This window comes from Brevibacillus sp. NL20B1, assembly GCF_018195675.1.
In the GTDB taxonomy this organism is placed as follows: domain Bacteria; phylum Bacillota; class Bacilli; order Brevibacillales; family Brevibacillaceae; genus Brevibacillus; species Brevibacillus aydinogluensis.
In genome coordinates, this window is the sequence record NZ_JAGTPT010000006.1 from 126245 (window position 1) to 149572 (window position 23328).

The following is a 23328-nucleotide window of genomic DNA, read 5'->3' on the forward strand; positions in this document are numbered from 1 at the left end:
AACATGGAACGAACCATTCGCGTACTGGTAGCCAAACCGGGACTGGACGGCCATGACCGCGGCGCTCTGGTGGTCGCGCAAGCGCTGCGGGACGAGGGCATGGAAGTAGTCTATACCGGGCTAAGGCAAACGCCCGCACAGATTGTCAATGCCGCCATACAGGAGGACGTGGACGTCATCGGCCTGTCGTGTCTGTCGGGTGCCCACAATGAACTGTTTCCGGAAGTAGTCCGCCTGCTTAGGGAGCAGGGGGCGGACGACATTCTCGTCATCGGCGGCGGAGTGATTCCGCAGGAGGACATTCCCTATCTGAAATCGCAGGGGATTGCCGAGGTCTTTACTCCTGGGACGCCGACGCGGGTGACCGCCGATTTCATCCGCTCTCATGTGAAGCGCAAGCGGATGAGCCTGCTGCCTGCTCCCAACAAGATTGCCCACATCGGCATCGCCGTCAAAAGCCTGGACGATGCCCTTCCGTTCTACACCGAACAGTTGGGGCTGCCGCTTTTGGGGACGGAAGAAGTGGCTTCGGAACAGGTACGGGTGGCGTTTTTGGGAATCGGCGAGAGCCGCATCGAGCTCCTGGAGCCGCTCGGTCCGGACAGCCCGATCGCCCGTTTCATCGAAAAGCGGGGTGAAGGCATTCATCACATTGCCCTCGACGTGGACGATGTGAATGAGCGCTTGCTCCGTTTGCGCGAAAACGGCGTTCCGCTCATCCATGAAACGGCAAAACCGGGTGCCCACGGTGCGCAGATTGCTTTCCTGCACCCCAAGGGGGCGCATGGCGTCCTATACGAATTGTGTCAGGCTCCGAAAGCATCTGCGAGCAAGGAGGAAACGGCGCATGAGTGAAGCGATGTACGAAAAAATCAACGACATGTATGAACGGAAGCGGAAGGTAGAGATGGGCGGCGGCGACGAAAAAATCGCCGCCCAGCACAACCGGGGCAAACTGACGGCCAGGGAACGGCTGGACCTCCTGCTCGATCCGGACAGTTTCGTGGAACTGCAGCCGTTCGTCAAGCACCGGGCCACCCACTTCGGCATGGACAAGCTGGAGGCCCCAGGCGAAGGCGTGGTCACCGGTTATGGCAAGATTAACGGCCGCCTGGTGTACGTGTTTGCCCAGGACTTCACCGTTTTCGGCGGAGCTCTAGGGGAAATGCACGCCAGAAAGATCGCGAACATCATGGATTTGGCGGCGAAAAACGGCGCTCCGATCATTGGTCTGAACGACTCCGGCGGCGCGCGGATTCAGGAAGGGGTCGTCTCTCTGGACGGGTACGGCCATATTTTTTACCGCAATTCCATTTACTCCGGGGTTGTCCCGCAAATCTCCGTCATTCTCGGTCCGTGCGCGGGCGGGGCGGTGTATTCGCCGGCCATCACCGATTACGTCTTTATGGTGGAGAAGACGTCGCAGATGTTTATCACCGGTCCCAAGGTAATTGAGACAGTCACCGGCGAAAAAATCTCCAGCGAAGACCTGGGCGGTGCATCGGTTCATTCCGCCATCAGCGGCAACGCTCATTTCACGGCGGAGACGGAAGAGGACGTGCTCCAGCAGGTGCGCCGTCTGCTCACCTTCCTTCCGCAAAACTACCGGGAGGAACCGCCGTGCGTACCGTACGACGGAGACCCGGGCGATTGGCTGGAAGAGCTGATCGAGCTGGTGCCCGTGGCCGGAACGAAAGTGTACGACGTGAAAAAAGTGCTGGAGAAAGTGGTGGACCACGGCGACTTTATGGAAGTGCAGCCCAATTTTGCCCGCAACATCGTGGTCGGTTTCGGCCGCATCAACGGTCAAAGCGTGGGGCTGATCGCCAATCAACCCAAAGTGATGGCCGGCGGGCTGGATATCGATTCTTCGGACAAACTGGCCCGGTTTATCCGCACGTGTGACGCCTTTAACGTGCCGCTGATCACGTTTGTGGACGTCACCGGCTTTTTCCCGGGCATCAATCAGGAGCACGGCGGAATCATCCGTCACGGGGCAAAAATCTTGTACGCCTATTCAGAGGCAACCGTGCCGAAAATCAGCGTAATCACGCGCAAGGCGTACGGCGGGGCGTACGTTGCGCTCAACTCCAAGGCAATCGGGGCAGACGTGGTCTACGCCTGGCCGAACGCGGAGATTGCCGTGATGGGGCCGGAGGGGGCAGCGAACGTCATCTTCGCCCGGGATATCGAGCAAAGCGACGACCCGGCTGGCACGCGGCAGGCGAAGATCGCCGAATACCGCGAAAAATTCGCCAATCCGTACGTCGCGGCAGAGCACGGCATGGTGGACGACGTGATCGATCCGCGTGAAACGCGCAAGTACCTGAGGCTGTCATTGGAAATGCTGAGAAACAAACGGGAGCAGCGGCCCGACAAGAAGCACGGCAACATCCCGTTGTGATCCGGCTGTTTATGGAAGCCTTCCGACGTTTGATTGTCAGGCAGCAGGTTGGCAGGGGTTGCGGGAATACATGGTGTAAAAAAATTTTTTGCGGTATACTGGTACATGTAGGCAAGGTAGGAAGGTGAATGTTCCGGGCCATGGCGGCAAAAGCGTGCGGCATGTGCGTAAAAAGCCAGGACACGTCCGCATCGCTGGTGCGCCGGACCGGGATTCCCGCAAAAATCTGGACCCTGCCGGCTATGGTGCTATTGATCCCTGCGCGGCAGGACATCTTTCAGGGAGGAATCGGGTGTGATCAACCAGGAACGTTTGCTAAACGAGTTTCTGGAGCTCGTCCAAATCGACAGCGAAACCAAACATGAGGCGGCCATTGCCAAGGTGCTGAAGGAAAAATTGACGGACCTGGGCTTTACGGTGGAGGAAGACGACGCGGCTGCCAAAACTGGCCATGGCGCCAACAACCTGATCGCAACGCTGGAAGGCACCGCCCCAGGGCCGGTCATTCTGTTCAGCAGCCACATGGACACGGTCGTGCCGGGCAACGGCGTCAAGCCGCAGGTGCGCGACGGGTACGTCTACTCAGACGGGACGACCATTCTCGGCGCTGACGACAAGGCCGGCATCGCGGCGATTTTTGAAGCGCTGCGCACGTTGAAAGAGAAACAATTGCCGCATCCGACGATCCAGATCGTATTCACGGTGGGCGAAGAATCGGGCCTCGTTGGTTCCCGTGCGATGGATTCCAGCTTGCTGAAGGCGGAGATGGGCTTTATCCTGGATTCTGAGGGACCGGTGGGCAAGATCACGGTTGCCGGAGCGGGGCAGTATCGGATTGTGACAAAAATCTACGGCAAGGCTGCTCATGCCGGCGTCAATCCGGAGGACGGCATCAGCGCCATCACCGTCGCCAGCAAGGCCATTTCCCGCATGCCGCTGGGCCGCATCGACGCGGACACGACCGCCAATGTCGGCCGGTTTGAAGGCGGCAAGGCATACAACATCGTGACGGACTACGTGGAAGTCTGGTCCGAAGCGCGCAGCCTGGTAATGGACAAGCTGGAGGCGCAGGTGAAAAAGATGACCACCGCCTTTGAAGAAGCGGCGGCAGAAATGGGGGCGCGCTGCGAAAACGACGTGATCTTCATGTATCACGGCTACAAATTCAACGAAGAGACGCCGGTGGTGCAAAAGGCAATCGCTGCCGTGAAGCGCGTGGGCCGCGAACCGGAGTTGATTGCCAGCGGCGGCGGCAGCGACGGTAACATTTTCAACGGGTTCGGCATTCCGAGCGTGAACTTTGGCATCGGGTACGAAGAAATCCATACGAAAAACGAACGCATGCCGATTGCGGAACTGAACAAGGCAGCAGAGCTGGTGCTGGCGATTATCGCTGAAGTGCTGGAGTAAGCAATGCAGTGTGCGGGCCGGGTACCCTGAGTGGGGTCCCGGCCTTTTTGTACGCGTGCGGGCAGTGAAAAAGCCTGGCCTTAGCCGCTTGGCAAAAGGAAGCCGATCGCGGGAGCACACAAATGATTGGGCAAGCCATGCCAAACATAGACTGATCATGAGAAGACCCTGAAACGGCGGAAGAGGGGAGGAAGTGACATGCTTCGCGTGGCTGCGGGGATGGTGACAGAGGTACGGGAAAAACGGACGGGTGTGCAAATCCTGGACGTGCGCCTGCACGACAGCGGCCTCGTCGAACCGGCCGTCTCGTTTTTCGACGAAGACCTCGCCGCGGGCGACGAGGTTCTGGTGAATACGACCGCTGTACGGCTGCAGCTGGGAACGGGCGGGTTTCACATCGTCATCGGAAAAACGAGGAGAACCGTCGAAGACGATCTGTCCCCGGGAGCGTGGGGCCACGTGATGAAAATGCGCTACGCGCCCTCGCAGCTGGCCGTCGATACAGTGGAAGAGCAGGACAGCCCGTACCATGAACGGTTTTGTGATGAATCGCTATCACTGGAGGGAACGCCCGTGCTGATCGGCGAACTGCACAGCCTGCTTCCGGCTGCCGCAGCGGCGGTCGCATGGGCGGCACCGGAAAAACGTCAGGTGTATGTAATGCCGGACGCCGCTTCCCTGCCGATCGCCCTGAGCCGGCAGGTGGCGCGCCTAAAGTCAGCAGGCGTGCTGGCGGCGACCGTCACCGCGGGACACGCCTGGGGCGGCGACAGGGAAACCGTGACGATCCACAACGGCCTCCTGGCGGCCCGGCATGTGGAACAGGCGGACGTGATCCTGTGCTTTCTCGGCCCGGGTGTGACCGGAACAGGGACGCCGCTGGGCTTCTCGGGCATGCAGTTGGCGGAGGTGATTCACGCCGTCTCCCTTCTGGGCGGCATCCCGTTTTTCATCCCCCGTCTCAGCTTTGCCGATCCCCGCAAACGCCACTTTGGCATCAGCCATCACACGCGGACCGTTCTCGGCCGTTTTGCGCTGCGGCCGGTGCTGTTGGCAGTGCCCGAATTTGGCGACGGACGCGACGACATTGTCCGCAGTCAAACGGCTGAGCTGATCCGCAGCGGCAGTCATCTGGCCGTAAGCAGGCCGGCGCCGGATCATGAACAGCTGGAGCGGTTAGAGCAGACATTTGGCCTGTCGTTTGTCACGATGGGCCGGCACTGGCGGAACGATCCGGCCCCGTTTCAGGCGGCTGTTCTGGCCGCAGATCTCGCGGTGCAGAGCGCTCCCTTTTTGGTCGAATGTGCTAGCGGCGGGACGCACCGCTGCGCCGGGCCAGATACTCTTGCAGCGTTAGCTCTTTTTTTGACCAGGAGCGGAGTGTAGCGCGGATTTCCCACGCTTTGCCGACCATGCGCAGATGCTTTTCGCTGACATAGGTTTTCATCCCAATACGCCTCCGATACAATAAGGGTGGACAAGTGTCTTGCTCCACAATATGAGGCAGCCGGACGCGTTTAGAACCAGATCTCGTAAAAGGATGATGAGCGTGAGCGATCAAGACCGTTTATACGAAAAGACCATCAGCAGTCAGACGATTTACGACGGACGGATTATCAAGGTAAAGGTGGATGAGGTGCTGCTGCCCAACGGCAAAACGGCAAAGCGGGAAATTGTCAATCACCAGGGAGCGGTGGCCGTTCTGCCGCTGACGCCGGACGGCAAGATGGTCGCCGTGCGCCAGTTTCGCAAACCGCTGGAGCGGACCATCGTGGAGATTCCGGCAGGCAAACTGGAGCCGGGGGAAGAGCCGCTCACCTGTGCCAAGCGCGAACTGGAAGAAGAGACAGGGTATCAGGCCGCCAGTTATGAGCTCCTGAGCTCGTTTTATACGTCACCGGGGTTTGCCGACGAACTTATGCACGTCTACGTGGCGACGGGACTGACAAAAGGGGAAAGTCGTCCGGATGAAGACGAGTTTGTCGAGGTGCTGGAGCTGACGCTGGAAGAGGCGAAGGAACTGCACCGCACGGGAGAGATTTGCGACGCCAAGACCGTCGCCGCCCTGTTTGCCTGGGAGAATCGGGTGCTGCATGAACGTGGTTGACAGACGGCTGCCGCGCTACTTCTGTGACATGCACATCCACATCGGCGGGACGAAGAGCGGCAAACCGGTCAAAATCACCGCATCCCGGCAGATGACCCTGACGCGGATTCTGGAAGAAGCGTCCGAGCGAAAAGGCATGGACGTCATCGGGATCATCGACGCTCACGCTCCCGAGGTGCAGGAAGAGCTGATTGGCCTGCTGGAAACGGGAGCGGCCGAAGAGCACAGGGATGGCGGCGTTCAGTACAAGCAGACCCTGCTGATTCTCGGATGCGAAGTGGAGATCAAAGAACCGGGACGAGGAGAGGCCCACTTCCTCTGTTACCTGCCGAACGTGGGGGAGATGCGCCTTTTTACCGACTGGCTGTCCCGACGCTGCAAAAACGTCAATCTCAGCTCCCAGCGGATCGGAGCCACGCTGCGGGAACTGCAGGAGAGGGTGGCCGAAGGAGGCGGCGTGCTGGTTCCGGCCCATATTTTCACGCCGCACAAAGGCCTGTACGGCAGCTGCACCGACTCGCTTTCGGAGGTGGCGGAGCCCTCTACCATCCCGGCCGTCGAGCTGGGGCTGAGCGCCAATACGGACATGGCCGACCGATTGACGGAGCTGCATGACAAGACATTCCTGACCAATTCGGACGCCCATTCGCTGGCGAAAATCGGCCGCGAGTATCAGGCGATGGCCATGGCCGAACGCTCGTTTCGGGAGTGGATGCGGGCTTTGCGCAGGGAAGCGGGGAGAGGCGTAGCTGTCAACTACGGTCTTCATCCGCAGTTGGGGAAGTACCATCAGACTGCCTGCCAATCGTGCCAATCGACACTTCCGGCAGACGCTGATGGCCGCTGTCCGCAGTGCGGCTTCAAACGGGTGGTCCGGGGCGTCTTTGACCGGATTGAACAGTTGGCTGATTGCCCGGCCGACGTCCATCCGCCGTTTCGTCCCCCGTACGTGGAACAGGTGCCGCTGGAGTTCATTCCCGGAGTAGGCCCGAGGCTGCGTGACAAGCTGTACTGTGCGTTTGGGACGGAGATGAACATTCTTCACCGGGTGGGCAGGGAAGAACTTGCCGGCGTGGTCGGTGAGCGAATCGCGGATCTGATCGTCCAGGCCAGGGAAGGGCGGCTGAACGTCAAGGCCGGAGGAGCCGGCACGTACGGCAGGATCGTGACAGGCAAGGCATAGGCGCCCGGACTTCCGCATAAGCTGTACAGTAATCAGCGTTGCGGGAGGGGAAACGGCGTGCGGGCAAGAGTTGGACAAACAATCCAGGCATATGCGCGAGAGCATCAGTCGCTTTACTGGTTTACGATCGTACTGTTTGCGATGGGCATTATTTTTGGAGCGGTGATCGTCAATTCCTTGCCGCTTTCCCAGCGACAGGAGCTGTTTGGCTTTCTGCAGTACTTTTTCAACACGCTCGGAAGCCAGGGCATTCCCGAGCCGACGGCCCATTTCCAACAGGCGTTCGGCCACTATGCAAAAACGGTGGGCATCTTGTGGATGCTGGGGCTGTCCATCATCGGTCTGCCGATGATCCTGCTGCTGCTGTTTCTCAAAGGAGTGGTCGTCGGGTTTACAGTCGGCTTTCTGGTGAATCAGCTTCAGTGGCAAGGTGTGACGCTGGCGTTGGCGGGCGTATTGCCGCAAAATTTGCTGGTGGTGCCGGCCCTGTTTATCGTCGGGGTGAGCGGCATCTCGTTTTCCATGCGGCTGATCAAAACGCGGCTCCTGAGCAGACGGGACGTGATCCTGCCCCACTTCGTCGGCTACACCGTGTTGGTCGTTGTCATGCTGGCCGTCCTGATGGTGGCGGCGCTGTTCGAGACGTTCGTCTCCCCCAGGCTGATGCAAATGGTGCTTAATTAAGAATAATTCTCATTTAATAACGTATGTATTTGACTTCTGGAACACCCCTCTACTATAATAGGAGCAGGTTTCATGCGAGCGGGGAGGGGCATTTATGTTGGAAGAAAAGTTAGAGAAGATCAAGCAGCAACTACATTCCCAGAACTATAAACTGACGCCACAACGTGAAGCCACTGTTCGCGTTTTACTGGAAAACGAGGAAGATCACCTGAGTGCGGAAGACGTCTACCTTTTGGTCAAGGAAAAAGCCCCGGAAATTGGTCTCGCCACGGTGTATCGAACCCTGGAACTGTTGAGCGAGCTGAAGATCATTCACAAGATGAACTTCGGCGACGGGGTGGCTCGCTACGATCTGCGCGACGACAACGCCGAGTACCACCACCACCATCTGATCTGCCTGAACTGCGGCACGGTGGATGAAATCTTTGAAGACCTGCTTGTCTCCGCAGAAGAAAAGGTCAAGAATGTTTACAACTTTTACATTACCGACCATCGGCTCACCTTCTACGGCATCTGCCATCGCTGCATCGACAAGGTGAACGTGGAGGACTTCAAATAGAAAAACTTCTCTGTGCGGGAGAAGTTTTTCTTTTTTTTCTGCCCCGGGTTATGGAGCAGGACCTCCGGTGGCATGATAAGGAAAGCGCAAATGCGAGCCACAGGAGGCGAATGTGTGATGATTATCGGGGTGCCAAAGGAAATCAAAGACAACGAAAACCGCGTGGGGCTGACCCCCGCCGGCGTGAGCGCATACATACAGGCGGGCCATCGCGTGTTGGTCGAGACGCAGGCGGGGATCGGCTCCGGTTTTTCCGACGAGGATTTTTCGGCAGCCGGCGCGGAAATTCTCGACAGTGCAGAGGAGGTATGGCAGCAGGCGGAGATGATCTGCAAGGTAAAAGAACCGCTGCCTAACGAATACAAATTCTTTCGCGAAAACCTGATCCTGTTTACCTATCTGCATCTGGCGCCGGAACGCGAACTGACCGAGCAGCTCCGTGCCAAGAAAGTGGTCGCGATTGCCTACGAGACGATCCAGACTGACGACGGTTCGCTGCCGTTATTGATGCCGATGAGCGAGGTGGCCGGCCGCATGTCGGTGCAGATTGGCGCACAGTTTCTGGAAAAGCCGCACGGGGGGAAGGGAGTGCTCCTGGGAGGCGTTCCCGGTGTCCCTCCGGCTCATGTGGTCATCGTCGGCGGCGGCATCGTCGGGACCAATGCGGCCAAAATGGCGATCGGCCTGGGGGCGCAGGTGACGATTCTCGACATCAACGCCAACCGGCTGCGCGAACTGGACGATCTGTTCCAGGGACGATTGCGGACACTGATGTCCAACCACTACAACATCGCGCAGGCGGTAAAGGACGCCGACCTCCTGATCGGGGCGGTCCTGATCCCCGGGGCGCGGGCGCCCAAGCTGGTGACGGAGGATATGGTCAAGTCGATGTCTCCCGGATCGGTCATCGTCGACGTGGCGATCGATCAGGGGGGCTCGATCGAGACTGTGGACCGTATTACCACACACAGCGAACCGACATACGTCAAGCACGGCGTCGTCCACTACGCGGTGGCCAACATGCCGGGAGCGGTGCCGCGCACGTCGACAATCGCCCTGAGCAATGTTACAATACCTTACGGCCTGCAGTTGGCGAACAAAGGGGTCCGCGCCGCCATCACCCAAAACCGCGCGCTTGCCCGCGGCGTCAACGTGCTGAACGGCCATGTGGTGTACGAAGCAGTGGCCACCTCGCTGAATCTGCCGTATGTCCCGCTGGAAGACGCGCTGCATGACCTGCAGGTATAGCGTACCGAATGGAGCAGGAGACCAGCGCATATACTGGAGGTAACACGGAAACGGGGAGGATTGCATCGATGCGAGTATCGTTTCGGCGGCTGATGGAGATTCTCCGGTTTTTCCTCCTGTTCGTTACCTGTGCGCTGTTGTCCTACGGGATCATCAGCCTCTTGTCAGACAGGTTCCTGCCAGGCGATCCCTACCGCGAACCGCACGGCAATGCCGTCAAAGTGGTGAAGCTGATCAATGCCCAGGGAGGCGGAAGTTGGGACGGATACCTGTCCCGGCTGCAGTTGTTCTACCTGACGGGAGAGTAACCGTTACCTTTTTCACGGGAAAAAAGAGGACTTTTCCGTTCCCGCGTGGAAAGCATATCAAGACACTTACCTGAAGGGGAACAGCTTCATGGACACGCTGATTGATCAATTCATCCATTTCCTGGCTGTGGAAAAAGGGCTGTCGCCCAACACGCTCGAATCGTACCAGCGGGATATGGTTGCCTATACGGCATACCTGCAGGAGCAGGGGGTGACCCGGATCGAGGACTCCACGCGGAGCCAGATTATCGGCTATCTGATGACCCTCCAGGAAAAGGGACGGGCTACTGCCACCCTGTCCCGCAATCTGGCGTCAATCCGGGCCTTTTATCAATATCTCGTCCGCGACAAGTACATAGACAAGGACCCGTCCATCCATCTGGAGACCCCCAAAATTGAAAAGCGCCTGCCCAAGGTGCTCTCGGTCGAGGAAGTGGAACGGCTGCTCGACAGCCCGCCGGTCGACTCTCCGGCAGGGCTGCGCGACAAGGCGATGCTGGAACTGCTGTACGCGACCGGTATCCGCGTCTCCGAACTGGTCAACCTGGATGTAAGCGATGTCAACCTGGAGATGGGATTCGTCAAGTGCATGGGCAAGGGGTCCAAGGAGCGGATCATCCCGCTCGGCTCCGTCGCCATCCAAATGGTGCGCCACTATTTGCAGGCGGGACGGCCGAAGCTGGTGAAGCAGCCGGGCGAGACAGCCCTGTTTCTCAACCATCTGGGCAAGCAGATCACCCGGCAGGGATTTTGGAAAATCATCAAGCGCTACGCGCAGAAGGCCAACATTCGGACCGAAATCACGCCGCACACGCTGCGCCATTCGTTCGCCACGCACCTGCTGGAAAACGGAGCAGATCTCCGGTCTGTACAGGAAATGCTGGGTCACGCGGACATTTCCACAACGCAGATTTACACGCATGTGACCCGTTCGCGCATCAAGGACATTTACGCGAAAACCCACCCGAGAGCGTAGTCTCTCTTTTTTTCCTCGTCAGACGTCTGACGACTGAACACTTTGATGATTGTTGCAGGAGGCGGTTTTTATGCCACGTTTTTCTCGAGTCTTCTTAATTGTGATGGACAGCGTCGGAATCGGGGAGCTGCCGGATGCGGCCCGCTTCAACGATGAAGGCGCTCATACGCTGGGCCATATCGCCGAGCGAGTCGACGGCTTTTCCCTGCCTCATCTGCAGGCGCTCGGCCTGGGCAATATTGCCCCGCTGCGAAACGTACCGGCTGTTGAAGCTCCCAAGGCGCACTGGGGGAAAATGAAAGAGATCTCTATCGGCAAGGACACGACGACCGGACACTGGGAGATCATGGGCCTGCACGTGTCCACGCCGTTTCGCACCTATCCCGACGGCTTCCCGGCCGAGCTGATCCGCGAGTTCGAGCAGCGGATCGGACGCAAGGTGCTGGGCAACAAGGTGGCGTCCGGCACCGCGATTATTGAGGAACTGGGCGAGGAACACATGCGGACCGGCGATGTAATCGTCTACACCTCGGCCGACAGCGTGTTCCAGGTGGCAGCGCACGAAGAAGTGGTGCCGCTGGAAGAGCTGTACCGCATCTGCCAGATCGCCCGCGAGCTGACACTGCGGGACGAATTTGCCGTCACCCGCGTCATCGCCCGTCCGTTCGTCGGCAAGCCGGGGGCGTTTGTGCGTACGCCCAACCGGCATGATTACTCCGTCAAGCCGTTTGCGCCGACGGTCATGAACCGGCTTGTGGATGCGGGGCTGACGTCGATTGCGATCGGCAAAATCAGCGACATCTACGCCGACGAGGGCATTACCCGCTCCATTCGGACCCAGGACAACATGGACGGCGTTGACCAGTTGCTGAAGACGATGAACGAGGATTTTACCGGCTTGAGCTTTGTCAATCTGGTCGATTTTGACGCCAAGTATGGCCACCGCCGCGATCCCGAGGGCTACGGCCGGGCGCTGATGGAGTTTGACGCCCGCATTCCGGAGCTTCTCAATGCGCTGGACAGCGGTGACTTGTTGATCATCACCGCCGATCACGGCAATGACCCGGTACACCACGGCACGGACCACACCCGCGAATACGTGCCGCTTCTGGTCTACCACAAGGGCATCGCGCAGGGAAGCGATTTGGGCGTGCGCGGCACGTTTGCCGACGTCGGCGCGACGATTGCCGAAAACTTTGGCGTCAAGGCGCCCGAGATCGGGGAAAGCTTTTTGGCCAGATTGTAAGATGAAAAAATGAAATCGAGAGGGGAAAACACGATGAGCAGCATACAAGAAGCAGTTGCCTACATTCAACCGAAACTGACGGAAAAACCGACCATCGGCCTGGTGCTCGGCTCCGGTCTGGGGGTACTGGCAGACGAGATCGAAAATCCGGTCGTCATCCCGTACTACGAGATTCCCGGCTTTACCGTCTCCACCGTGGTCGGACACAAGGGACAGCTTGTCATCGGCAAGCTGCAGGGCAAGCAGGTCGTGGCCATGCAGGGGCGTTTCCATTATTATGAAGGTCACGAACTGGACGCCGTGGTGTTCCCCATCCGCGTCATGAAACAGCTCGGCGTGGAGACGATCATCGTCACCAACGCTGCCGGCGGGATCAATGAGAGCTACAAGCCGGGCAACCTGATGCTGATTGCCGACCACATCAACATGACGTTCCGCAACCCGCTGATCGGCCCCAACGACGACACGCTGGGTCCCCGTTTCCCCGACATGTCGGAAGCCTATTCCAAATCACTTCGCGCTGTGGCAAAAGAAGTGGCGGCAGAGCTGGGCATCACCTTGCAGGAAGGGGTCTACGTCGGTCTGCTCGGCCCGAGCTACGAGACGCCGGCCGAGATCCGCATGCTGCGGATTCTGGGAGGAGACGCCGTCGGCATGTCGACCGTGCCGGAGGTAATCGCGGCCCGTCACATGGGGATGAACGTGCTCGGCATCTCCTGCATCAGCAACATGGCGGCCGGCATCTTGGAACAGCCGCTTTCCCACGATGAAGTGATGGAGACGACCGAACGCGTGAAGGCCCAGTTCCTGTCACTGGTGAACGGGATCGTGGCGAAATTATAGGCTGGCGGCAGCACACGAGGGTGGGGTGAAACAGCATGCGCATGGTGGATATTATCGCGAAGAAACGGGACGGCAAGGAACTGAGCACGGAGGAGATTCAGTTTCTCGTCGACGGCTATACAAATGGAAGCATTCCCGACTACCAAATGTCCGCCTGGGCCATGGCCGTACTGTTCCGCGGCATGACGCCGCGCGAAACCGGCGATTTGACCATGGCGATGGCAAGATCCGGGGAGCAGTTGGACTTAACGTCCATTCCGGGAGTAAAAGTGGACAAACACAGCACTGGCGGCGTGGGCGACAAGACGACGCTGGTCGTGGCGCCGCTGGTGGCGGCGGCCGGCATTCCCGTGGCCAAAATGTCCGGACGCGGTCTGGGACACTCGGGCGGCACGATCGACAAACTGGAGTCGTTCGCCGGGTTTCAGGTGGAACGCACCCGCGAGCAGTTCTTCCAACAGGTGCGGGACATCGGTGTGGCGGTAATCGGTCAGTCCGGCAACCTGACGCCCGCAGACAAAAAACTGTACGCCCTGCGTGACGTAACTGCCACGGTGGAAGCAGTGCCGCTGATCGCCAGCTCGATCATGTCCAAAAAGATCGCGGCGGGGGCCGATGCCATCCTGCTTGATGTAAAAGTAGGCAAAGGCGCATTTATGAAGACGCTGGAAGAAGCAGAGACACTCGCCCGCGCAATGGTGGATATCGGCAGCCAGGTGGGGCGCAAGACGGTGGCTGTCATCAGCGACATGAATCAGCCGCTTGGCTTTGCCGTAGGCAACGCGCTGGAAGTAAAAGAGGCGATCGCAACGCTCGCTGGAAACGGTCCCAAGGATTTGACGGAATTGGCGCTGGCAATCGGCGCTCGCATGCTCGTGCTGGGCGGGCTGGCGTCGTCTGTGGACGAAGGGCGAGGCCGTCTGGAGGAGATCATCGCCAGCGGCAAAGCCGTGGATAAACTGGCGCAAATGGTGGAGGCACAGGGCGGCAACAAACGTGACGTGTACGAACCGGACCGCCTTCCCCAAGCGGGATTGACCGCACAGGTCACGGCGCAGCAGGACGGCTACCTGGCCGGGATCGACGCAGAGACGGTTGGGCATGCCTCTGTCGTGCTGGGGGCCGGCCGATTGACCAAGGAGATGCCGATTGACCTGGCGGTTGGCATCGCGCTGCACAAAAAGCGGGGGGATCGGGTGCGCGCCGGCGAACCGCTGGCCACCCTGCACGCCAACGACGAGCGCTTGCTGCAAGATGCCCTCAAGGACGTGGCTGAAGCGTTTGCGTACAGCAGCGAGCAGCCGCCTGAGCAGCCGCTCATTTACAAGATTGTTGAATAATAGCGACGTGTGTGAGCCACCCCGAAGCAAACACAGGGAGTGCGGTGCTGCCGCACGCCCTGTTGCGCAGGGGAGAACCGCTGGAGAGCGCTCTGCGGTCGTTGTTATCTGGCAATTCGGATAAAAATGTGCAATCTCCGATAAATTATTATTGATTAATCAACTGAATTGCGGTTCAATGGTAGAAAAGAGGCTTGCCATATAATATAAAAAATTATTTATTGTTAAGAATCCGTTTATAATTTTTTATAATTCTACTTGTCAAAATTCGTTGACACCAATAACAATTGCGTATATTTTTAAGGTGACAGGCAAAATGTTAACGATTTTTTCGAATTTCGTAAAAATCTGATGGAGGTTCTACAAAAATCGTATTTATGAGAAAGCTGGACCATGTTGATAAACAGATCCTGCAGATCCTCCAGGAAGACGGACGACGGCCCTATACCGAAATTGCTCAACAACTAGGCTTGAGCGAGGGCACCATCCGTTCGCGTATCACCCGCCTGTTGCAAGATGGCGTGTTTCAGTTCGTGATTCACCCCGATCCGGAAAAGCTGGGATTGCACGTTCAGGCCATTATCGGTCTGACCACCAAGCTGGGATGGCAAAACAGCGTGGCCGAGGAGCTGAGCAAGTTTCCCGAGGTTCGGTTCGTGGGTGCGTTCAGCGGCAAGCACGACTTGATCATTCAAGCGTGTTTCCATAATAACGAAGAACTCATCACCTTCGTCAACGAGCGGCTTTCGCAAATTGAGGGAATCGCCACGGCCGACGTGTCGCTGGAACTGAAGCAGTACAAGGATTCCTTCTCGTTCGTTCGTGACGACGAAGTGCCGATCCAGTGAAAGGAGTTGATGCCAGTCAAAGTCATCGCGAGCACTTGTCCATTTTTTGGTATTTGAATATTCGGAAAAAAGACAAAAGAAGGAAGAAAGAGAAAAAAGATCAGAGAATTGGGGGTTATTGCGTTGAAAAAGAGCATTTTTGCACTTGTCAGTTCTGTAGCTGTTCTCGGTGCGGCCTTGGCCGGTTGCGGTGGTCAGCAAGCATCTACGGGCGATCAAAACAAGCCTGCTGATCAACAACCAGCCGAAAACAAAGAGAAAAAACCGCAAGTTCTGCGGCTGAACCTGCATTCCGAGCCGCCGACTGCTGACCCGGGCATTGCCGAGGACACGACGTCCGGTGCGATCATTCAGGCGACCTTTGACGGCCTGACCCGGATTGGCAAGGACGGCAAAACACCGGAACCGTCTGTAGCGGAAAAAATTGACGTATCTGACGACGGTCTGACGTACACGTTCCACCTGCGAGAAAGCTACTGGAGCAACGGTGATCCGGTAACAGCCCATGACTTTGAATACGCCTGGAAGCGTGCCCTCGATCCGAAAACGGCATCCAACTACGCGTATCAGCTCTACTACATTAAAAATGGCGAAGCCTTCAACAGGAATCAAGCGAAAGCGGAAGACGTCGGCGTAAAAGCGCTGGATGAAAAGACGCTGCAGGTGACACTGGAAAACCCGACGCCGTTTTTCCTCGAACTGACCACGTTCAGAACGTACTATCCGGTCAATAAAAAACTGGTCGAATCGAATCCGAAGTGGGCGAACGAAGCGAGCACCCACGTGGGCAACGGTCCATTCAAGATGGAATCGTGGGAGCACAAGAGCAAAATGGTGCTCGTGAAAAACGACAAATACTGGGACGCAGAAAACGTCAAGCTGGAACGCATCGAGTTCTCCATGGTAGAGGACGAGATGACCGAGCTGAACATGTATGAAAACGGCGATCTCGACTGGGCCGGCGCACCGATGAGCTCCCTGCCGACGGATGCCATTCCGGCGCTGAAAGACTCCGGAAAGATGACGACTCAGCCGATCGCTGGTGTCTACTGGTACAAGTTCAATACTGAGAAACCGCCGTTCAACAACGTGAAGATCCGGAAAGCATTTGCCTATGCGATCGACCGTCAGTCCCTGATTGACAACATCCTGCAGACCGGCCAGCTCCCGGCCATGGGCGCCGTGCCGCCATCCATGGCACTGAACAAGGACGGCTACTTCAAGGACAACGACGTGGAAACGGCCAAGAAACTGCTGGAAGAGGGCATGAAGGAGCTGGGCATTTCCAAGCTGCCGACGATCACACTCTCCTACAACACGCATGAGGGCCATCAAAAGATCGCTCAGGCGATTCAGGACCAGTGGAAGAAGAATCTCGGCGTAGACGTGAAACTGGAAAACAAAGAGTGGAAGGTGTACCTGGAAGACCTCCACGAGGGGAATTATCAGGTCGGCCGCATGGGTTGGCTGGGTGACTTCAACGACCCGATCAACTTCCTGGAACTGTACAAGGATAAGGATGGCGGCAACAACGACACCCGTTGGGAACATCCGAAGTTCAAGGAGCTGCTGAACCGCTCCGCGAAGGAATCGGGAGAACAGCGCATGAAGACCCTCGCCGAAGCGGAAGCGATCCTGATGGACGAAATGCCCATCATGCCGATCTATTTCTACACCCTCTCCTGGGTGAAGGACGACGATGTCCATGGCGTCGTCATCGACGGTCTGGGCGGCGTCGACTGGAAATGGGCGTACATTGAGTAATCGTGAGTTCCCCGCCGTTTGAGCGCACGCCAACGGCCCCCGGTTCTGCAGGGATAAGGTATATGGAACCCCATATACCTTATCTTTTGCGGACTGGTTGCAAGAGACAGACGGCAGTACGCCGATAGAGAGAGAATAAGAGCAAGAGATCTGCCACAAGGGTTATTTGCACAGCCGATTTTTGCACTGCTTTCCGTGGGAACGCAGTGCAAAGATGGGTCGTGAAAGCAACAACACCATCATTCAATGCATAAGGGGGTAAGTTTTTTGATCCGTTATCTTGGCAAGCGTATCTTTTTTATGCTGCTCTCGCTATTCCTGATCATAACGGCCACCTTCTTCATCATGAAAGCGGTTCCGGGTGGTCCGTTTACGTCCGAAAAAAACGTTCCGGACGAAATTCGCGCCGCGCTGGAGGCCAAATACAAGCTGAATCTGCCGCTGCATGAGCAGTATCTCGATTATCTGATAGGCATCCTCAAATGGGATTTGGGGCCGTCATTTGCCGAAAAGTCCTCCACGGTAAATGAAATCATTAACCGCGGGTTCCCCGTATCTGCCCATCTGGGTGCGCAAGCCCTGCTGATTGCCATCTTTGGAGGCATCACGCTGGGTGTCATTGCGGCGTTGAAGCACAACAAATGGCAGGACTATACTGCCATGGTTCTCGCTGTGCTCGGATTGTCTGTTCCCAGCTTTATTCTTGCGTCATTTTTACAATACTTCTTTGCAATGAAAATGGGCTGGTTTCCCATTGCGAAGTGGGAAGGATTTGAGTATACGATTCTGCCTTCTCTTGCGTTGGCTGCCATGCCGATGGCGTTTATCGCACGCCTCACCCGCTCCAATATGCTGGAAGTGATGAGTCAGGACTACATCAAGACGGCAAAAGCCAAAGGCCTCAACACGGTTACGATTACCGTCAAGCACGCGATTCGCAACGCTCTCCTGCCTGTCATTACTTACCTGGGTCCGCTTGTTGCCAACATTTTGACGGGTGCGTTTGTCATCGAGCGCATTTTCGGGGTGCCCGGACTGGGACGCGAGTTTGTCATGTCCATCACGAACCGCGACTACACGGTCATCATGGGAACGACAGTGTTCTACTCGATTATCCTCGTCACGGCGGTTTTGCTGGTAGACATCGCGTACACTCTGATTGACCCGAGGATCAAACTGAGTGACACAGGAAGGGAGTAATGTTTCATGCAACTGACGAAAGAGCATTTCGAGCCCATATCCGTCGATTTTCGCCAGGCGGAGGAAATCAAGCGTCCCAGCCTCTCTTTCTGGGCTGACGTCTGGCGCCGGCTGAAAATGAACAAGGTGGCCATGGCCTCCCTGATCTTTATCCTGATCCTGGTCGCCTGTGCCATTTTTATCCCGATTTTCAGTTCCCATGACTACAGGACGACTGAACTTACAGGCAAGAACCAGCCGCCGTCGGCTGAGCACTGGTTTGGGACGGATGACTTGGGCCGTGACGTGTTCGTCCGCGTCTGGTACGGCGCACGCATCTCGCTGGAAGTAGGGTTTGCTGCAGCCATCATCGACTTGATTATCGGGATGATCTGGGGCGGTATCGCCGGTTTCTACGGGGGCAAAGTGGATGAAATCATGATGCGTATTGCCGATATTTTGTACGCAATTCCATACCTGCTCGTGGTGATTTTGCTCATGGTGGTGATGGAGCAGGGGGTTGGCACCATCATCATCGCTCTGACCATTACCGGTTGGATCGGGATGGCGCGGATTGTCCGCGGCCAAATTATCCAATTGAAGGCGCAAGAGTTTGTCCTGGCAGCTCGCTCCCTTGGTGCGGATAACAGCCGTCTGATTTTCAAACACCTGATCCCCAACGCGCTGGGGCCGATCATTGTAACGTTGAGTCTGACCGTACCGAACGCGATCTTTGCGGAGTCGTTCCTTTCCTTCATTGGATTGGGCGTTTCTGCTCCGGTCGCATCGTGGGGCACAATGTCGTCCGAAGGCTTGTCGGCCATGAGATACTACCCCTGGCGGCTGATGTTCCCGGCTCTCTTCATCTCCATAACAATGCTGGCATTCAACCTGTTCGGTGACGGTCTGCGCGACGCCGTAGACCCACGCTTGCGCAAATAGGAGGGATCATCACAATGGAACGCATTCTTGAAGTAAAAGACCTGCATGTCTCCTTCCACACGTACGCGGGGGAAGTAAAAGCGGTACGCGGCGTGAACTTTTACGTCAACAAGGGAGAAGCAGTCGCGATTGTAGGGGAGTCCGGCTGCGGCAAGTCCGTGACGGCACAAACCCTGATGAAGCTGATTCCGATGCCGCCGGGTGAAATCAAAAAAGGGGAAATCATCTTCAACGGCGAGAACATCGTCAATAAGTCAAACAAAGAGATGGAAGCGATTCGCGGCAAGGATATCGGGATGATCTTCCAGGACCCGATGACCTCGCTGAACCCGACACTGACTGTGGGCAACCAGATCATGGAAGGGTTGATCAAGCATCAAAAGATGACGCGTGCCGATGCCCGTGCGCGTGCCATCGAACTCTTGAACATGGTCGGCATCCCGCAGCCGGAAAAACGCGTCGACCAGTATCCGCACGAATTTTCCGGCGGGATGCGGCAGCGTGCCATGATTGCCATTGCGCTCGCCTGCTCGCCCAAGCTGTTGATTGCGGATGAGCCGACCACCGCGCTGGACGTGACGATTCAGGCGCAGATTTTGGACCTGATGAAAGAACTGCAGAAAAAGACAGGCACGTCGATCATCCTGATCACGCACGACCTGGGTGTCGTGGCGGAAATGTGCGACCGCGTCATCGTCATGTACGCTGGAAAGGTGATCGAAACGGGAACGGTCGACGACATCTTCTACAATCCGCAGCATCCGTACACCAAAGGGCTGCTGCGCTCCGTTCCGCGCCTGGACCTGAATCGCGACGAGCCGCTTACGCCGATTTTCGGCACTCCGCCGGACCTGCTTCGTCCTCCTGTCGGCTGCGGATTTACTGCCCGCTGCGAATCAGCCATGCGCGTCTGCCAGGAGTACGATCCTGAATTGAAAGATATCAGCTCGACACAACGCGCCGCCTGCTGGCTGCAGCACCCGCTGGCGCAGAACCGCGCAGGATCGTAAGAGGAGGGGTAACCAGTGGAGAAACGCGATACACTCATTGAAGTACGCAATCTGAAGAAATTTTTCAAGATCGGTGACAATACCCTGAAAGCCGTAAACGATCTGACCTTTGAGATCAAGCGCGGCGAAACGCTTGGCGTGGTAGGGGAGTCTGGCTGCGGCAAATCCACGGCGGGCCGTACCATTCTTCGATTGTACGAGCCTACTGCAGGCGAAGTCCTGTTTGAAGGTCAAGATGTGATGAAACTGAACCATCAGGAAATGAAAGCAATGCGCCGCAAGATGCAGATGATTTTCCAGGACCCGTACGCGTCGCTCAACCCGCGGATGACGGTGGGCGACATCATCGGCGAGGCGCTTGACATTCACGGCCTGGCGACCGGCCAGAAGCGCAAGGAACGAATTCAAGAGCTGTTGTCGCTGGTCAGCCTGAACCCGGAACACATGAACCGCTTCCCACACGAATTCTCCGGCGGTCAGCGCCAGCGGATCGGGATCGCCCGCGCATTGGCGGTCGAGCCGAAGTTTATTGTTTGCGACGAGCCGATCTCCGCGCTGGACGTGTCGGTACAGGCGCAGGTGGTCAACCTGCTGCAGCAGCTGCAGGAAAAGATGGGCCTGACCTACATGTTCATCGCCCACGACCTGTCGATGGTGAAGTACATTTCCGATCGCGTCGCCGTCATGTACCTTGGCAAAATGGTGGAGCTGGCCGAGAGTGAGAAGCTCTATGAAAAACCGCTCCATCCCTACACCCAGGCACTGCTTTCGGCCATCCCGATTCCGGACCCGGAAGTGGAGCGGAAACGGGAGCGCATCGTCCTGCAGGGCGACGTGCCCAGCCCGATGAATCCGCCGAGCGGCTGCCATTTCCGCACCCGCTGCCCGAAGGCGATGCCGGAATGCGCTGCTGCCGAGCCGGTGTGGAAAGAGGTGGAACCGGGCCATTTCGCGGCCTGCCATTTATACAACTAGAAACGCAAGGACAGGCATTCCCGATCAATCCGATTGGGAATCCTCCCTTTCTTGACAACACGGTACATGTGGCCTCTGCGAAACGACTGGGTATCTTCACCTGATATCTGTTCGCAGAGGCTTTTTTCATTGCTGCCGGCCTGGCATATTATGGAGCTGCTGATTGGAAAAAAGGGGGCTGTTGGCTCATGAAAAAACTGCGACTGCCGCATTTTCGGGACATGCGTCTGCGAGGAGTGCGCAAGGAAACATTGCCGAGTTGGCTGCGGAATACGCCCCGGGTGCTGGAGTCGTTCAAGGGACAGCTCCAGGGTTCGCTTGCCACCAAAATGATTGCGTTTGGCATTGTTCTTGTTTTGGTCATTATCGGTTCTCTTCAATTTATAGCGCTGTCCCTGTCCAAGTCGACGCTGATCGGGATCACGTCCACCCAGGCGAAAATGCTGGCGGAACAGCATGCCGCCAGCATGGAGGACTGGATCGTGGAAATGATGGACTCTGCACGGGAGACGGCGTCGAAGCGCGTGATGATGACGGAGATGGAGCCGCTGATTAAGGAGCAGTTCCAACTGCTGCGGCAAAGCCACAAGGAGATTGCGAAAATCTACCTGGTGGATACGGCCAGCGGAAAAGCGCTGTACTCGCTCACGGGGCGGGTTGAGACGGATTTCAGGCAGAAGAAGTTCGTTCAACAGGTCGTGTCGACAGAGGCCCCAGTCGTCTCGGATGAAGAGATCGTGCTGGGCGGTGACAGAAGCTATCTCTACATCGCCACACCGGTCGGCGAGAAAAACAAGGATACCTCTCGCGTGCTGGTAGTCGGCTTTACGATTGAGCCGATCATCGACAAGGTAGAGGCGATTCCGTTCATGCAGAACGGGTATGCGTTTGTGGTCCGGCCGGACGGGCTGGTCATTGCTCACCGCGACCCCGGGCAAAACGGAAAGCTTTCCCTTGCCGAAAACGGCGACTACGAGGAGATGCTCGAGTTGGCAGGACAGAAGCAAAGCAGCAGCTTGTTGTATGAAGCAGACGGGCTGGACTCCTTTGCGGCACTGGCGCCTATCCCGTCGATCGGCTGGAGTGTCGTCCTGACTACGGGCATCGACGAGGTGTACGGAGACGTAAACGGTATGGGGCTTTACTTCGCCCTCATCAGCCTGCCTGCCATTGCCCTGTCGTCCATGCTGATCTGGTGGTTCGCCAAGCGCATCCGCAGGTCGCTGTACGCGATCGCCAAGGACATGGAGCGCATCGGTTCCGGCCGATTTGACGTGGAGATCGAGGTCAAAGGCAGCGACGAACTGGCCATGGTGGGCCGAAAAATGAACGAAATGGTGGCGGAACTGCGCACGCTGATCTCGCTCGTGCAGGGACAAGCCGCCCGCTTGAACGACGCCGCCGACGAGTTGTCGGCCTTCGCCCAGCAAAACAAAGGGGCGATTCAGCTGATCACGGACAACGTCTCCACCATTTCCGAGCGGGTCGCCCTGCAAACGGGTGAAGTGGCGGCTGCCGTCCGTACCGTGTCGGAGATTTCGCAAGGGGTGGAACAAGTGGCAGTAGCGGCGGAATCGACGACGCTGGCCACGACACGCACCTTCGAGCGGGCTTCGGACGGATTGGAACTGGTGGAAAATGTCATCTCCACCGTCCGGCACGCGACCGGTGAAGTGGAGCAGACGGCCCGTCAGATGCATGGCCTGCGAGACCGGGCCCGCCAGATTACCAGCATCGTGGAGATGATCAGAAACATCGCCGCGCAGACCAACCTGCTGGCGCTCAATGCGACAATCGAGGCTGCCCGCGCCGGCGAAGCGGGACGCGGTTTTGCCGTCGTCGCCAGCGAAGTCCGCAAGCTGGCGGAAGAGAGCAGTGCCTTCTCTGAACACATCGCCTCCATTGCCCATTCAATCAACAACGACGCGATGGGGATGAGCAACCATATGGACGAGATCGTCGCGATGGTCAACAATGGACTTCAGTCCGTAGAGTCAGTGGGTGTTGCCTTCCAGCACATCGTCGCCGACATTCAATCGGCGGCGGAACAGAGCGAAGCGATGTCGGCCGCGTCAGAAGAGATGGCCGCCGGCAACCAGGTGGTTACCAGCTCGATGCACCGGCTCTCCGCCATGTCAGATGAGATCAATCAGTCGCTTGGCGGCGTCGTGGAAACGGTCGACGAACAGCTGAACGCCATTGCGCGGATCAGTCAAAATGTGGAACAACTGAAATCACTGGCGGATGAATTGTCCGACAACGTTCGCAAGTTTGTGATCTGAATGCGGTCCCCTTTCGCCCG

21 protein-coding genes and 1 pseudogene are annotated in these 23328 nt (G+C 57.4%); 21 read left to right on the forward strand and 1 reads right to left on the reverse strand.

Annotated features, from left to right (window positions below):
* Nucleotides 1–3 precede the first annotated feature (3 nt).
* The 4 genes from mce to KDN35_RS06320 all read left to right on the forward strand — a co-directional run bounded on the left by mce (nucleotide 4) and on the right by KDN35_RS06320 (nucleotide 5200).
* Complete coding sequence (gene mce / locus KDN35_RS06305; protein ID WP_171565577.1) at nucleotides 4–855, forward strand: methylmalonyl-CoA epimerase; 852 nt, start codon at nucleotides 4–6, stop codon at nucleotides 853–855.
* Entirely contained in the window at nucleotides 848–2404 is a 1557-nt protein-coding gene (locus KDN35_RS06310) for an acyl-CoA carboxylase subunit beta (RefSeq protein WP_171565576.1), read from the forward strand. Before mce ends, KDN35_RS06310 begins: the two co-directional genes overlap by 8 nt.
* Before the next feature lie 294 nt (nucleotides 2405–2698).
* A complete protein-coding gene (locus tag KDN35_RS06315; protein WP_171565575.1) occupies nucleotides 2699–3814 on the forward strand; it encodes a M20/M25/M40 family metallo-hydrolase in 1116 nt (371 codons plus the stop codon).
* A gap of 198 nt (nucleotides 3815–4012) precedes the next feature.
* The gene (locus KDN35_RS06320; RefSeq protein WP_212132388.1) at nucleotides 4013–5200 is read left to right on the forward strand and encodes a DUF3866 family protein; all 1188 of its coding nucleotides are present in this window, start codon (nucleotides 4013–4015) and stop codon (nucleotides 5198–5200) included.
* 4 nt (nucleotides 5201–5204) lie between these two features.
* On the opposite strand, the pseudogene mciZ reads toward KDN35_RS06320, so the two are convergent.
* Nucleotides 5205–5261 (reverse strand): annotated as a pseudogene (gene mciZ / locus KDN35_RS20185) (Z-ring formation inhibitor MciZ); the annotation flags it as partial.
* Between the two features lie 96 nt (nucleotides 5262–5357).
* Here mciZ and KDN35_RS06325 point away from each other — a divergent pair.
* The 17 genes from KDN35_RS06325 to KDN35_RS06405 all read left to right on the forward strand — a co-directional run bounded on the left by KDN35_RS06325 (nucleotide 5358) and on the right by KDN35_RS06405 (nucleotide 23308).
* Nucleotides 5358–5921 carry an NUDIX domain-containing protein gene (locus KDN35_RS06325; protein ID WP_212132389.1) on the forward strand — a complete coding sequence of 188 codons (564 nt, stop codon included), beginning with the start codon at nucleotides 5358–5360 and terminating at the stop codon, nucleotides 5919–5921.
* Nucleotides 5908–7104, forward strand: coding sequence for an endonuclease Q family protein (locus KDN35_RS06330; protein WP_212132390.1), 1197 nt, complete (start codon nucleotides 5908–5910; stop codon nucleotides 7102–7104). Before KDN35_RS06325 ends, KDN35_RS06330 begins: the two co-directional genes overlap by 14 nt.
* Nucleotides 7105–7161: 57 nt before the next feature.
* The gene (gene spoIIM / locus KDN35_RS06335) at nucleotides 7162–7788 is read left to right on the forward strand and encodes a stage II sporulation protein M (RefSeq protein ID WP_171565571.1); all 627 of its coding nucleotides are present in this window, start codon (nucleotides 7162–7164) and stop codon (nucleotides 7786–7788) included.
* A 94-nt stretch (nucleotides 7789–7882) separates the two neighbouring features.
* Nucleotides 7883–8347, forward strand: a complete 465-nt coding sequence (gene fur, locus KDN35_RS06340) for a ferric iron uptake transcriptional regulator (protein ID WP_035289716.1) — start codon at nucleotides 7883–7885, stop codon at nucleotides 8345–8347.
* Between the two features lie 117 nt (nucleotides 8348–8464).
* A complete protein-coding gene (gene ald, locus KDN35_RS06345) occupies nucleotides 8465–9595 on the forward strand; it encodes an alanine dehydrogenase (RefSeq protein WP_212132396.1) in 1131 nt (376 codons plus the stop codon).
* 68 nt (nucleotides 9596–9663) lie between these two features.
* Nucleotides 9664–9903, forward strand: coding sequence for a YqzK family protein (locus tag KDN35_RS06350; RefSeq protein WP_171565570.1), 240 nt, complete (start codon nucleotides 9664–9666; stop codon nucleotides 9901–9903).
* Nucleotides 9904–9991: 88 nt separating this feature from the next.
* Complete coding sequence (gene xerD, locus KDN35_RS06355) at nucleotides 9992–10879, forward strand: site-specific tyrosine recombinase XerD (protein ID WP_171565569.1); 888 nt, start codon at nucleotides 9992–9994, stop codon at nucleotides 10877–10879.
* A gap of 70 nt (nucleotides 10880–10949) precedes the next feature.
* A complete protein-coding gene (gene deoB / locus KDN35_RS06360; RefSeq protein WP_212132391.1) occupies nucleotides 10950–12125 on the forward strand; it encodes a phosphopentomutase in 1176 nt (391 codons plus the stop codon).
* Nucleotides 12126–12158: 33 nt separating this feature from the next.
* Entirely contained in the window at nucleotides 12159–12968 is an 810-nt protein-coding gene (locus KDN35_RS06365) for a purine-nucleoside phosphorylase (protein WP_212132392.1), read from the forward strand.
* Nucleotides 12969–13003: 35 nt separating this feature from the next.
* Nucleotides 13004–14308 (forward strand): pyrimidine-nucleoside phosphorylase, encoded by a 1305-nt coding sequence (locus tag KDN35_RS06370; RefSeq protein ID WP_212132393.1) that lies wholly within the window; start codon nucleotides 13004–13006, stop codon nucleotides 14306–14308.
* A gap of 377 nt (nucleotides 14309–14685) precedes the next feature.
* Complete coding sequence (locus tag KDN35_RS06375; protein WP_212132394.1) at nucleotides 14686–15156, forward strand: Lrp/AsnC family transcriptional regulator; 471 nt, start codon at nucleotides 14686–14688, stop codon at nucleotides 15154–15156.
* Nucleotides 15157–15279: 123 nt separating this feature from the next.
* Nucleotides 15280–16920 (forward strand): peptide ABC transporter substrate-binding protein, encoded by a 1641-nt coding sequence (locus tag KDN35_RS06380; RefSeq protein ID WP_171565564.1) that lies wholly within the window; start codon nucleotides 15280–15282, stop codon nucleotides 16918–16920.
* Between the two features lie 267 nt (nucleotides 16921–17187).
* The gene (locus KDN35_RS06385; RefSeq protein WP_171565563.1) at nucleotides 17188–18120 is read left to right on the forward strand and encodes an ABC transporter permease; all 933 of its coding nucleotides are present in this window, start codon (nucleotides 17188–17190) and stop codon (nucleotides 18118–18120) included.
* 6 nt (nucleotides 18121–18126) lie between these two features.
* Entirely contained in the window at nucleotides 18127–19041 is a 915-nt protein-coding gene (locus tag KDN35_RS06390) for an ABC transporter permease (protein ID WP_171565562.1), read from the forward strand.
* A gap of 14 nt (nucleotides 19042–19055) precedes the next feature.
* Complete coding sequence (locus KDN35_RS06395; protein ID WP_171565561.1) at nucleotides 19056–20051, forward strand: ABC transporter ATP-binding protein; 996 nt, start codon at nucleotides 19056–19058, stop codon at nucleotides 20049–20051.
* 15 nt (nucleotides 20052–20066) lie between these two features.
* Nucleotides 20067–21026, forward strand: coding sequence for an ABC transporter ATP-binding protein (locus tag KDN35_RS06400; protein WP_171565560.1), 960 nt, complete (start codon nucleotides 20067–20069; stop codon nucleotides 21024–21026).
* A 188-nt stretch (nucleotides 21027–21214) separates the two neighbouring features.
* Nucleotides 21215–23308, forward strand: coding sequence for a methyl-accepting chemotaxis protein (locus KDN35_RS06405; protein ID WP_249178953.1), 2094 nt, complete (start codon nucleotides 21215–21217; stop codon nucleotides 23306–23308).
* Nucleotides 23309–23328 lie beyond the last annotated feature (20 nt).